The organism is Olleya sp. HaHaR_3_96 (assembly GCF_019278545.1).
Classification (GTDB): domain Bacteria; phylum Bacteroidota; class Bacteroidia; order Flavobacteriales; family Flavobacteriaceae; genus Olleya.
In genome coordinates, this window is sequence record NZ_CP058987.1 from 2,622,448 (window position 1) to 2,636,251 (window position 13,804).

A 13,804-nucleotide genomic window follows, 5' to 3' on the forward strand; every position below is an offset into this window, starting at 1 on the left:
ACAATTACAAATTATTTTAAATGAATTTTAACGACACAAACAAATACACAAAACTATTTTTAGAGCTAATCTTTGATGCCTTAGGCTATGTTTCTTTTATTATTCCAGGTATTGGCGAATTTGCCGATATTGTTTGGGCGCCGGCGTCCGCTTGGTTAATGACGAAGTTATATAAAGGCCGCACCGGAAAAATAGCAGCTGTTTTTAGTTTTATTGAAGAAGCGTTGCCCGGGTTTGATATTATACCATCCTTTACCCTTATGTGGTTATATACTTATGTATACAGCAACAAAGCAAAAGACAAGACTATTACAGCTAATTAAAAACCAAAGCAGCACTTTAAAAGGTGCTGCTTTTATTTGTAAAATAATTTCCTGATCGCTATAAAAATAAAAATCATTCCAGAATAGCCAACAAAAAAAGGAATGATTTGGTCTTTTAATCCTGAGACTAATAATACAGCTATAATCAATAATTGAAACCCTAAACCAAAGGTCGAAATACTAGTCATCAACCATTTTGGAAATATTTTTCCGTAGGCTGCTCTTGGATCTAAAAAGTAAATGGTTTTATCAAAACCACCATATAATAGCGTGTATAGTTTAAAAAGAGTATTAACATGACTTTGTTTTTCGCCAGTTAAAGCGATTGGGGTTTTAGATTCAAAAATGCGACTTGTTGTATCACCATCAAATTTATTTCTTAAAATAACATAATAGTAATTATACAACGTGCCTTGTAATTGTATTCCTAAAAAGGCTAGTACAGTTAACCAAATAGGAGTCTCTGTGATATACCAAATGGCACTAAAAATAATAGCATTTAATAAAATATCTGCAACCGAGTCTAAATAACGCCCCGTATATGAGGGGGTTTGTTTGACTCTAGCCAACTCGCCATCTGCAGCATCAAGTATAGATTTACATATTAAAAAGAAAGCAGCGGTCCAATAATAACCCATTATAATACAGTAAATAGCAATTAGTCCAGAGACTATAAAAGCTAAAGTTATATGGACTGGTGTAAATTGGGTGTGTTTTAAACGATTGGCAATAACTCTGGCAATAGGTCTTCCGTAATCCGAAAGATCAATAAATTTATGCGCTTGTGGTAATTTTGACATGTAAAGTCATAAGATAGATAGGTGTTGCGGAATATACCAGGTTAATACTATAAATAGAGACTTCCAACTATTATAAAAGCAAAGATAAGACTTTAATAAAAGGTTACTTGCTAATTAATTTAAAGACTGTATGTGGTAGGTTTATTACAGGCGGTTATTTTTTTAAAGACATACTTAATAATCTATAAGAGACGGATAATTTAATGAGAAGGTTTCCTTAAAAATGGCAGGATAGTTCTCATTATATTTTTGTACCCATTCCGGATAATAATACGTTGCTTTTAAAGTCTCTCCGTGTAATGTGAATTTAGCAAAGGGTTTTCCGTTTTCAGGATTTTTTATAGAGGTGTAAGTATCAGCAAGACCACTATCAAAAACGCAGTCCATGTCTTGTGACCAAATAAGTTCTACTTCATTCTCATTAATAATTTTGACAGGATACACATAATAGCATTGCGCATGTAAACTGTATGTAATTCCTTTGTTTGAAATACTCATTTCATCCCAAGTACTAAATAGTGTGCATTTGTCAAGATTAGCTAAATAACCACTAAAAACATAACCTTGTTGTTTGGTATTACTTGTTTTATCTAAAAAAGAGGTTTTATACCAATAGCCTTCAATTGTTACATATTCTTCTTCTTCGTAGTCCATTTCAATAGCCATTTTTTCGATTATTTCAATGACATCACCATAGTCAAATTTGCCAATTGGATTGCCTTCAGGGCTATCTCTAATAATCAAACCATTTTTAGCAAATACTCTATATTTTTTAGTTTCTAAAATCTTATGGTTGGGACTATAGGTTTCTCCATTCCATTTAAAAAGGGAATTGCAATCTATAACAAGATCGTGCATACCATTTGTTTTGCTTTCTAGTATACCAACGCGATTAACACTTCTCTTAAAAGTTTCAATGGTTTCAATATTTATTTTGTTCGTCAGGCGTATTTTTAATTCAGAAAAGCCATTTACAGTTTTGTCGTAAGTCATTGTTAATAAATCTTTTGTTCCATCGCCGTTAATATCAAAACCAAGATATTTTTCACTATTTACAACTGATGTGTTATTGATCAGAGCAGTAGAGTTAACTTCTTTAATAGCCTCGATTTTTTTGTTTTCTGTTTTTGAAGTTTGTTTGAGATCGTAACCTTCTAATACATAAACGGCTTCCTTGTCAGTACATGATAATTCTTTTTTAATGCTGTAAGAGGGATTTAGAGACGTTGCAATTGAAAAATGAAGTGTTCCATCTTTCATCTTCATTTCAATCCCATTCCATGCGATTCCTATTTCTTTAGTACTTCTAAAACGTGTTCCGTCGTACGTCATTATAAAATAAGAACTTCCTTCAGAACTCACATAACTTGTGCCTGTAACACTTGTGTGACAACCGTGACGATGTTCTAATAATACGTCTGTAGCACCATCATTATTAAAATCACCTTGTAGTTGAATGTACAAAAAAAGATGTTCGTCAAAATCAATAATAATATGTTCTTTATCATCTACTGTCGCTATTAATTGATTACTGCAATGGTCATCACCTGTTTTTAAGTGATAAGAAATGGACACACGTTGCTGTTTTATAGAATCACTTGCATTTGGGGATGTTTTACCATTTTTACAAGCTGTAAATAGTAAGGTAATTAATAGTAAATAAAGAGATGTGTCAGGTTTGATTAGATTCATTATTTTAGAATATAGACGTAATGATGTTGTATTGAAGACGTAATAATACTACATTTTATAATAAATCATTCTTGTTGTTATTTATTTTAGAGTGAATTAACTGATTATTTTTTTGAATTGTTTCGCTATTGTTTTCAAATAAGTAACCCCTTCTACATTGTCTAACATAAATTGAGGAATACTTGAAAGTCCCATTTTACCCCCTAGAATACCAGTTGTAATGGATGCTATTGAGTCTACGTCACCTCCTAAATTAATAGAGTGTTTTAAAGCTTCAAAAGGGGATTTGCTTATTTTTAAGACATATAATACGCAGCCCGCAGTAAATTTAGAGTCCGAAGGGACGCCTTTAATTCCAGGTAAAAAATAGGGTGCTGTAATGGGTTGCGCTCCACAAAGTATGGAGTAGTCGTTTTCAGTTAATGGTTTTTCAATATCAATAAGGTTAACCGCATTTAAATACTCGGAATACTCACTATTTACTTTTACTTTTTCCAAACAATAGTCTATTATTTTTTTAGGATCATTATTTTTTATTAAAAGATAATGGGCTGCATGAGAAATACATTGACTAGAAATTATGGCATTTTCATTTGGGTGTGTTGCGTTTGCATTAATTTCTGAATAGTGATTAATTAATTGTTCATTTATTAGTCCAAGCGGAACAGCACGCATAGCAGGTGCATTACCCGGATTTTTTCTGTGTCGTTGAAAGTCTCGTACTTCTCCAATAGTTTTTTCTTTAGAATAGTACCATCTCATGGACCCATGTCCATTTCTTCCAAATCCTTTTAATTGTATTCCTTTGTCATATTCTTCTTGCCATTTTTTAACAAGAAGTGCTTCTGTAAATGGTTCAGAAGAGAGTAGGGCATGTATAACTCCGATGGTCATTTCTGTGTCATCAGTATAATCCCAAGCCGTGTAGTTTTCTGTGAATAGTTTTAGTTTGTCACTTGGTACTTTAATCTTATTTCGGACATTTACAAATGCTTTAAAATTAACATTTTTAGATATCCAATCTCTGTCCTGAAATTCTACACCAGCACCAAACGCATCACCTATTGCAGTGCCTAATAAAAGTGATTCAATGTCCATAGTTTAAATAGTGTGTAAGCTTGTTTGTTGTAGTTGGTAAGATAGCTGTGTGTTTTTTTGTGCTTCTAATTTTTGCAAACATTTTAAGCATTACAATCTATTATTTTATGTAAAATTAGAACATTCTATTTTAATTATCGTATTCTATCTGCTCTGTTACCTTATTTTTTTTATAAATGACATCTTTGACTAGGTTTCCAGATTTTTCATCAAAATAGCTTATCATTTTTAATCTATTATTTCGACCATAAAATTCCGTTGTACTATTTCTGCCATTTTTTTGAGTATGTACCGTTTTTAAGTTGCCATTTTTTCTATAAAAGTAATAGTTAATATCATAAAAAGCACCGTTATAATCTATACCTTCATGGCTATACTTTGCTGTATATGTACCTTCTTTTACAAGTTGATTTTTATCATTATAAATAAAATAATATGTATTGTTTTTAGGTTTTATTAATTTATAATGAATTTCTAATCTTGGTTTACTACAAGGTCTATGGCTCATTAATTCTAACTTTTCAAAAACCAATGGATCATTTTGGAAAACAATTAAGGTGTCTTTTGTTTGAGAAAAACTAGGGTGTGATCCAATAAAAAATAAGAGTAATAGTATCGTTTTTATAAAAGAATTAGAATGCATTAAACGGCGTGTTAATAGTTGTTTTTAACTTTTATAATTAGCTATGTCCTTTTTTGTAATAATAGCCTGAAAGGTTCATTTTTACTTTTGTTTGGTCAAGTATATTCCAATCTTTTGATTATGATTTATACAGAAACTAAAAGTAGTCAACTTTGGATTAAGTACCAAAAAGGCGAGCGTTATAACTTTTATGTTTGTCACATAGCATTTCTATTACAGCTTTTAGCAGTTTGAATTGTAATTTAAATGAAAAAGCATAAATTTTATTTTAGAAAAATAAGATCGTAAAACACAGTATAACTAAAACGCTTTAGTGTTCTTAAAAGAAGATTTTATCTTAGAATATTATGCTACTTTTTAATAGTTTTGAATTCTCTATAAATAGTCCCTTTTGGATATGCAAAAAACGTTTATATCAGCATAAGTTTTATAGAATAATGGTATAATTTAAAGTGTCAGAAATGAAAAATATAGAACGGGCAATACACTATAAAAGTGAAGGAGATTGGAAAAAAGCAATCACTTATTATGAAAAGGCAGCTATAGATGATCCCAATAACGCAGATCTTTTTAAAGATTTAGGGTTATGTGCTCGTAATGCTAAGGCGCATGAAAAATCTTTTGAAAGTTATAAAAAAGGGTATGAGTTAGCACCTTCAAGACCTGTTTTTCCTTACCGTATGGCAAGTGCGTTAATAGAGTTGAAACGATTTGAAGAAGCTATTGCGGCTTGCGATTTGGCTTTACAAATAAATAACGAGTATACGTATGCACTAGAACAAAAGGCCGTTATTTATCATTTTCATTTAAAGCAATCTGAAACAGCTTATCAAATATACAAAGCGGTTGTGCGTGTTGAAAAGATGCAAACGTATGGTACATATTTCAATTTTGGTCAAGTATGTTATATTTTGGGAAAAAAGAAGGACGCTTTGGATGCGTTTTCAAAGGCTCATAAAGCGGCTCCTAAAAATCCACGTCCTCTTAAAAATATAGCCATTAAATTTATCGACTTTAAACCTAAAGCAGTATTAGAAGCTGCTAAAAAATGGTTACTATTGGTTGCAGACGATGAGGCCGAAAAAGAAAATGCGGAGGTTACGATCTGTAAAGCATTAATTGCATTAGAAGCATTTGAAGATGCTATTGTATTAGCAGAAAAGCATAAACTTTTATTTAGTGATATTGCCATGAAGGCGTTGTCGTTAAAAAAGGATAAAATGGCTTTACCAATGTTGCTAAAAGCTATTGAGTATAATACTCAAGAGTTTTTAATTGTTGCTTTAATCCAGTTATATATACGATTAGATCAGGTAGATACTGCACGTCTTTGCTTTGATACAAATAAGGAAATGATGGGTGGAGATCCTGACTTTGATAGAATGAGTGGAATGATTAGGAAAGCTGAAATGGCGCTTATAAATGGGACGAATATAAGTACTACTGAGATAGAATGGTTAACAGAAATGGATCGTTTTATAGCGGGTGTGTTTGCTAATCAAACAAATGAGAAGCTAGTAGGGGGCGTTAGTATTGAATTTAATAATGATGATGAAGCATCAGGCTATCAAATTCAGGTAACTGCGCACGGGTATTCAAATAAAGCGACCGCACGTAAGCTTTTTAAAACGTATCATCCCGAAACCGAACATACGATTGGATCTTATTTTTTCCAAGATGATGTACTTATACCAGACGAATTTGCATTTATTAGATTATCTAAAGCAATTATTGAAAAATTAGCTCAGACAACCGAATTAAAGAAAAATGTCTTTGTTAATCTACAAGAGCATGATCATTCTGTTCGTTATTTTTATGAACATAAATCATAATATTATGCGGTATTAATCCATCAATTTGAGTCTTTTTGAAACAATTTGTTTTAATTAGTGAGATTTGGATGTTATTAAAATAATGTAATTAACTAGGTCGTAAGAGGATTTAGAAAAAGCCTTTGTTTTTAGCAAAGGCTTTTTCTATCACCCTTTTTCGTATTTATATTTATGATTACATAGCTTATCGTATGTGAACTTCCACAGGTGTTTTTAAGTGATTTAGCTTTGCTTTTTATGATATTATTTAAAAGACTATTTACGTTTCCAATATTTATCGTCCACTTTATTTTATGAAAATCGTTTTTAATTTGTCCAAACGTTAAAGGAATACTCTTTTCCTGTTAATCTTACTAAAGTTTGTACAAAAACGAACAAAATATTAAGCAATAGCACTTATAGTTTTGCTTTTTGAAATAATAGTACTTTACAAGGTTATAAACTTCTATTTAAACGTATCAAAATTAAGGTAAATCTTAATAAGTAATAAAAAAATAAGCCTCTTAAAAAGGCTTAATTTACTCAATCGATTAAAATATTAAGGGGTTGTGCAAGGGTTACCGTTGTTGTAAGTAGTGCTTATTTCCAAAATTCCTCCGATTGCTCTTTTAATTCTTTTACTCTCCTTTCTACAAAGTCTTTTTCTTTTTGATCTCTCAAATAGTATTCGGGATAGTATAAGAACCATTCGTTATCGACTTTGACAATTTGTGGTATTTCGAAATAATACTTTTCATTGTTGTAGTCCATTTCGACAGTTAAATCAGCCCAATTTCCAATTAGAGTTTTACCAAAACTTCCATATTTTTTTATCTTTTCTAACTTGTAATATATTGAATCTATTGTTGCGTTTTCTATATTGAACCCTTTATCATTTTTCATTATGTCTAAAATATATCCAGCTCTAACTAAAAAGTTATCTGTTCTATCCTCATATTTTTTCTTAAGATTTCGATATACAGCCATTGTATCATTTTCTTGAGGGTTAAATTTTATATTTTCGGCAAAAAGCTTCTTTTGTTGTTTTAAGGGAATAGCAATATTTAGATATTTTGTGGTATCTTTTTTTTGTAAAAATTCAATAACAGACTTTGCAATATCAATAGGTGTGTTCTTGTTTGAATTTACTATACTCGTTTGTGTCTTCTCACTTTTATTTTGTCCGTTTTCAGTAACGTCAATTAAATTAATTTCATATTCATTCGTGCTTTTCGTACTCATATATAAATCTTCATTATCAGCTAGACTAGTTACAGTAATTTTTATTTTAGATTTTATATAATATCCATTTTCAATATCGAAATAATAAGTTCCTTTACCAATTTGTGAAAATTCATAATTCCCTTCAAGGTTTTCAGGTAAATCTAATTTAGAAATATCAATATCTCCAACAAGAACGGCACATCTATGCCCATTGATAACTTCATAATTTAAAAGTTTAAGTGAATTGAAACCTTTTGAATTTATTATCGAACCATTTATATTATAAGGTGAATGCATTGGTATGTCACATTTTTCTCCTTCACGTAAATTTTTATTAGGTAAAGGAAATAGTAATCTTATAAAGTCATTTGTTTTAAAAGAAATTAGAGTTCCATCTGACTTTAAGTCTTGAATTATAATATCTGGTTGATTTTGAGAAATAGTGTCTTTAGTGAAATTATTTTGCATTTTTACTTTGAGGTCAATCAAACTCAAATCAGCTAAATTTTCTGATTTACTTGTAATAATTATTTGCCCTTTACCAGAAATATATGAATTATCACTCTTTTCTTGTTTTGACATTTTATTCTCACTTGTAGTTTTTTGAGAAAAAGAGTATGTGTAATTCTTGTTATTATTAAAATTCCATTCAAAGTTTTCGCTTTTGTTTTTGCAACCTGATAGAATTATTAATATTAATCCGAATAATATTTTTCTCATAAATGTCTGTTTTTTGAATTATCTACAAAGGTTAGTATAAGAAACGTAGGGCAGGTGATAAGCATTATCGTTTCGGTTTATTACTTAGCTAAATATAAATATTTTGCTTTTATTTTTTCTCTTAAATGCCAAATTATATATTTAGCGGTCTTCATTAATATCTTCAAAACTTTCAGCTTAGCACAAACGGTCTATGTTTTTTACACCTTATGTGTGCCCAGCATGGGCATTTTTTATTTATGGAAAGATAAATAATTAATGTAGAGGGTGCAAGTCCCTGTATGCGCATGAGTAACCCTTCGGCTACGCTCAGGACAGGCTTATTGAAGTAGTAGTAAGTCGCAAGGGTGAAAACCGTGAGGTTTTATCTGAAGGCTATTTGTGATTGATTAAAGAGCAAATACTACTACAAAAGGCGGTACTGATACTTCGGCTGCGCTCAGCATAAACTAAACAGAAATCGTATACAGAGGCATAGTTATTCGGGTAAGCAAGGATAGCATTGTAACGCCCAACGATTACCAAAAGGGTAATTATGTAGATACGGCAGTGATTGAGTGAAAGATGATGCTATTACCTGGGGAGATTTCCAAAGTTACGAGTTAGCTATTTGGAGGAATCAGCAGAGGTCATAGTACTTACAGGACACGAGTTGGCAATACCTCAGAAGGTCTCACAAGTAAGGAAGGAGGGAGCGTAATTCTCGTCAAAATTCGCATAGGAGCACTAGTGGTAGCCTATGCCTAAATTAGAAGATAGTGTCAAGGGTGAAAAGCCCTTTGGCGTGATGATTTACGAATTGTCGTATACGTTCCTTAGTGCTATTGTTAGTAATAATAGAGACGAAAGGACTAACGTAGTTGCGCACGTACGGTGTTGTGAGAGGCGCACTCTTACTATTTTAGTCGGAGCCGTCTATTCGATTGTAGCAAGTACTTTTTCAGTTTTATAATTCAGCTAATTGTTTTCTGACGTCTTCTCGTAAAATATTTTCAGCCGTTTTCTTATTCAGCAGTTTGTCATTCGGACTACTTTGAGTTTGATACCAGTACCAAGTTTCTTGAAGAGCAATAATGTTTTTTGGTAATTCTTCATAAACTTTTCTCCGTCCTAAACTTCCTGATATTTTGAACTTGTCTTGATTATAAATCCGACTATTTCTTTGACTTTTATTCGGAAAAGCAAAGTGCCCGGTGTTGAAAACTACACCAAAGTTCTTTTCACGATTATAAACATCAAGTATTATTTCTTCTTCGTTTTCCAATTCGAATAATATATATTGTTTTGTTTCAAATCCGAGTTTTTCTAATTCGTCAATAATAATGGGAACAGCTTCGTGTCTTCGTATCCAATTCGTTGTTGTTTTTGTTGTTCCGCCAGAGTGATAATGTTCGTAATAATTTTCAGAGTTTATTTTCGGATTAGGACTTTCATCTGTTTGTGCTTTACAGGTCGTAAAAGACAAAATTAAAATTCCAAATGCTATAATATTATGATATGTACTGTTCATTTTTCGTATTTGCTGCAACTGGTTATATAACAACTAATATAGCTGTATTATTAAAAGCTAAACTACAATAATATAATCAGAGTTAATCAAAATTCTTCATTGGTTATATTTTGATGCAGCTCTTGTAATATGGTGTGGGTGAATTCTAAATTATTCTCATTATATCTTCTAGCCCAAAATGTATAGATAGTAATAAGCCTACTTTCTTCCGTTGAATATTTTTTAGGGTAATTACTATAATTTAGATCATTTAAAGTATCTAATATTTCATTAGTTACTAATGATGAAATAATAGATTTAATAGTTTTATGGTTTATATCTGATTCAGATGCTATTTGATAAATTTGAGATAGAACATCTTTACTATCTTTGAAGCTTTCATATGCTAATAACGATGATTTTACCATTGAATAAGCTCCACAGTCTTTATACAGGTTATTTTGTTTAAAAACAGTATATATGAGTTTTTTTATTTCTGGAGTAATGATTTTTTCTAGAGATTCAGAACTTCTATCAATTTTAGAAATCATATGATTAGCAAAGAATTCTTCATTTGCAAAAGGATATTTATCACCATATCCTGGATGAATCATCCAACTATTTTTAATGGCGCTTTCTACATCATTTTTTTTAAAATTAGTTGTCTCTAGGAAAAATTCGAGCATTTTTTTATTATTTATACTGAGCCACGAATTGGGTTTTATTAAAAATGATAATTCTTCTTTTTTTACGAGATTATTTGCTATTTTAATTCTAAGACTTTCTTCAACTGAGGATAAGACATTATTTGATTTTTTTAGAGATTTAATTTCTTTTTCTTTTTTTGAAACATTTTGTTCTAATTGCTTTATTTTTAATTTATATTCATCTGAATTACATGAAAATATAATTAAAGTTATAAAAGTAAAAAATACTCTTTTTGTCATTTAAATTTTGTTTTAGTATCTAGACTAACGTTAGATTTACTTAAAATCCTTTACGAGAGTTTGAGTAGTTAATTAGTTTTAATATGAGATAATTACTGCCAGCGGTGACGTATAATAAATCGTAGGGCAGGTGATAAGCACTATCGTTTCGGTTTATTACTTAGCTAAATATAAATATTTTGCTTTTATCTTTTCTTCTATAAACTCCAAATTTTATATTTAGCGGACTTTGTTAATGTTTACAGGCCTTTCGGGGTAGCAGAAACGCCCTATGTTTTTTATACCGTTTTAGCCTACGTTTCTTATCATCATTATGCAAGCTTTCCCAAAATATAATTGTTCAATTTTCTATATTCTCAATAAAATTAACATTCGAAAAGTTAAACCTAACTTGTTTTAGTTTGCGAATTTTTTAGGGAGATGTTTGAAAAAACTATTATTGACTTAAATAGATTTTATATAGTTAAAAGTATCCCATCTTAAAATAGTATGATGTTAGCTTCACTTTTTTAACAAGTATTGGTAAGCTTAGTATTTTTATTTTGAGTTATTTTTGATGCAAATAATTTACAGAAATCCCATTTAACTAAATGAATTTATTTTAAAATGTGATGACTAATAATTGTTTCAGAATTTTCACAATTATGTTCTGTAACTTCCAATGCGCCGTTATTGTATAGCTGTGAATAAACCCTATTACAAGCATGTCCTTTTATGTTTGAATGATATACCTTAATTGGCTTTTCTAAGTTTTTAGATACTATATATCCGTACAGATGGTTTGTGTGTTTAGTCTGTATAATTACCAACTGAGTATTATTATAAATAGAACTCGACAAATTATAATATCCATCTTTGAATGATTCATCTAGTGGTATGTTATATTTTTTTAATTCATTATAAGTCAGGGTTTTTGGATGTTGTTTTTTTTTCTTCATCATAAAACCCAAATTTATGTTCGTTTGTCGACACGGTACATACTCATTTTCGTAAAATTCCAATAGTTTTTTTATTCGATTGTTTTCTTGTTTTAACTCCATAAGCTTCACATAATCATGAATAATATGACGTAATGCAGATATATAGTCGCTTGTGTCTTTTTCTGGTAAAGCTTGATTTAATTCAATTAAATCTTGAGTTGCTAAAGCTCGTAAGTAAGGTTGGTTATATATTTCATTTTCAGAGAGTGTAACATTATCATGAATTTTAATAATATTGTTGGTTACCAATTGTTGAAATTTGGCTCGATGCTTGAACGTTGTGCTTTCATTTTTAAAGTGAGAGCGAACAAATGTATATCCAATTAATAGACCAGAGCAAAGGCTAATGATTACAAGGTATATTGGTTTTATTTTTTTCATATAAAAGTAAAATTTTGATATGTAGATTTGCAAAAGTAATTATCCGTTAATTCATAACTTAATCTGTAAGTTACCGTTCATAATACAAATATATTTCATAGTATTATGGGAGATAGTAATAGTTTCAAGTTCATTTTTATCATTGAGATTGATTTTTTCATTGCTGTACCCAATGTGCTAACGTTTGGTGTAAGGAACGTAGGGCAGACGATAAGCACTGTCTTTCGAATACTCACTAAGCCAAATTTACATATTTTGCTTTTATCTTTTCTATTGTAAAAGCCAAATTAAAAATTTGGCGGAACTTTGTAAATAAGCACTATCCTTTGATTTAGCACTTACCAGCTATGTTTTATACACGTGTTATATGCAGTTTTTTAATCATTATTGATTCCATCTTTCGTTAAAATCTTCCATGTAAACTTGAATCATTTCAGATCCTTTTTCCTCAAGAAACTGTTCTTTTTTTTCTAATGTTATCAAAACTGTTCTTACTTGTTGCCATATGGATTTTAAAATTTCAATGGTAACTCCAAAATTATTTGCATTATCTGCTGTATAGTGCACCGCAAAATTTCTCAAAGTGAATAATTTTGCAATAAAATTCAATGATAAGTTTTGTCCTTTTGTGATAAATAAAATTTTGTTTATAACAGATGATTTTTCTATATGTTTGTATTCAAAGGAATCAATTTTATTAGTTGTTTTTAGAAAAAGTAAATGTCTATTTATTATGGTTTCGAAGAATAAAGCAAAATTAGTAATATGAAGAAGAGTTTTCATATCATTCATATTGTGTTTTAAAGGAAATTTTAAATCAAGAGATTCTTTATTAATCATTGCTAAAGCTCTCCTTTCTTTAATCTTGATAAAAGTAACATTTGTGATATTTGAATAGCCATTTCTTAAATGTTCAATTGGTTTTTTCTCTGTTTCCTTATAAATACTCATTAATTCTAAATCTTCTTCCGAATATTCAAGATTGTCGTAAACAGTTCTATCTATACTTTCATTTTCTAAAGCTTCATTAAGAACTTTAAATGAATTTTCTAAATAAACACTTGATGCACCTTTTAAATTTCTAAAACTTGGTATCATTCTTCTTTTTTCTGTAATTGCATATAACGGTTAGTATAAGAAATGTAGAGCAGGTGGTACGCGATACGTTTCGATTTGATACTTAGCCAAATATAAATATTTTGCTTTTATCTTTTTCTTTATAAATGCCAAATTTTATAGTTGGCGACCTCGAAAAGAAGCACCACCTTCCGATTAAACACAAATGCCCTATGTTTTTTATATAGTGTGTGTGCCCAGCATGGGCATCTTTTAATTTACCTAAAGGTAAATAATTAATCTAGAGGGTGCAAGTCCCTTATGCGCAGGAGTAACCCTTCGGCTACGCTCAGGACAGGCTTATTGAAGTAGTAGTAAGTCGCAAGGGTGAAAACCGTGAGGTTTTATCTGTAGGCTATTTGTGATTGCTTAATGAGCAAATACCACTACAAAACCCGGTACTGATACTTCGGATGCGCTCAGCATAAACTAAACATAAATCGTATACAGTGGCATAGTTATTCGGGTAAGCAAGCATAGCATTGTAACGCCCAATGATTACCAAAAGGGTAATTATGTAGATACGGCAGTGATTGAGTGAAAGAAGATGTCATTACCTGGGGAGATCTCCAAAGTTACG

At 30.4% G+C, this 13,804-nt stretch carries 11 protein-coding genes; 2 read left to right on the forward strand and 9 right to left on the reverse strand.

The window, feature by feature from the left end; genetic code table 11:
• Positions 1-20: 20 nt before the first annotated feature.
• A complete protein-coding gene (locus tag H0I26_RS11550) occupies positions 21-323 on the forward strand; it encodes a hypothetical protein (RefSeq protein WP_218698982.1) in 303 nt (100 codons plus the stop codon).
• 32 nt (positions 324-355) lie between these two features.
• Here H0I26_RS11550 and H0I26_RS11555 read toward each other — a convergent pair whose 3' ends face one another.
• The 4 genes from H0I26_RS11555 to H0I26_RS11570 all read right to left on the reverse strand — a co-directional run bounded on the left by H0I26_RS11555 (position 356) and on the right by H0I26_RS11570 (position 4,556).
• A complete protein-coding gene (locus H0I26_RS11555) occupies positions 356-1,123 on the reverse strand; it encodes a CDP-alcohol phosphatidyltransferase family protein (protein ID WP_218698984.1) in 768 nt (255 codons plus the stop codon).
• A gap of 174 nt (positions 1,124-1,297) precedes the next feature.
• Positions 1,298-2,815, reverse strand: a complete 1,518-nt coding sequence (locus H0I26_RS11560; RefSeq protein WP_218698986.1) for an SH3 domain-containing protein — start codon at positions 2,813-2,815, stop codon at positions 1,298-1,300.
• 96 nt (positions 2,816-2,911) lie between these two features.
• Positions 2,912-3,913 carry an ADP-ribosylglycohydrolase family protein gene (locus H0I26_RS11565; RefSeq protein WP_218698988.1) on the reverse strand — a complete coding sequence of 334 codons (1,002 nt, stop codon included), beginning with the start codon at positions 3,911-3,913 and terminating at the stop codon, positions 2,912-2,914.
• Between the two features lie 130 nt (positions 3,914-4,043).
• Positions 4,044-4,556, reverse strand: coding sequence for a hypothetical protein (locus tag H0I26_RS11570; protein WP_218698990.1), 513 nt, complete (start codon positions 4,554-4,556; stop codon positions 4,044-4,046).
• 461 nt (positions 4,557-5,017) lie between these two features.
• Here H0I26_RS11570 and H0I26_RS11575 point away from each other — a divergent pair, with 461 nt between their 5' ends.
• Entirely contained in the window at positions 5,018-6,388 is a 1,371-nt protein-coding gene (locus H0I26_RS11575; RefSeq protein ID WP_218698992.1) for a tetratricopeptide repeat protein, read from the forward strand.
• A 579-nt stretch (positions 6,389-6,967) separates the two neighbouring features.
• Here the strand turns inward: H0I26_RS11575 and H0I26_RS11580 are convergent.
• The 5 genes from H0I26_RS11580 to H0I26_RS11600 all read right to left on the reverse strand — a co-directional run bounded on the left by H0I26_RS11580 (position 6,968) and on the right by H0I26_RS11600 (position 13,206).
• Positions 6,968-8,311 (reverse strand): hypothetical protein, encoded by a 1,344-nt coding sequence (locus H0I26_RS11580; protein ID WP_218698993.1) that lies wholly within the window; start codon positions 8,309-8,311, stop codon positions 6,968-6,970.
• 946 nt (positions 8,312-9,257) lie between these two features.
• Positions 9,258-9,821, reverse strand: coding sequence for a hypothetical protein (locus tag H0I26_RS11585; RefSeq protein WP_218698995.1), 564 nt, complete (start codon positions 9,819-9,821; stop codon positions 9,258-9,260).
• Positions 9,822-9,907: 86 nt separating this feature from the next.
• Positions 9,908-10,747: a hypothetical protein gene (locus H0I26_RS11590; RefSeq protein ID WP_218698996.1), complete on the reverse strand. Its 840-nt coding sequence runs from the start codon at positions 10,745-10,747 to the stop codon at positions 9,908-9,910.
• 596 nt (positions 10,748-11,343) lie between these two features.
• Entirely contained in the window at positions 11,344-12,108 is a 765-nt protein-coding gene (locus tag H0I26_RS11595; RefSeq protein WP_218698998.1) for a hypothetical protein, read from the reverse strand.
• 384 nt (positions 12,109-12,492) lie between these two features.
• Positions 12,493-13,206: a hypothetical protein gene (locus tag H0I26_RS11600; protein ID WP_218699000.1), complete on the reverse strand. Its 714-nt coding sequence runs from the start codon at positions 13,204-13,206 to the stop codon at positions 12,493-12,495.
• Positions 13,207-13,804: the final 598 nt, after the last annotated feature.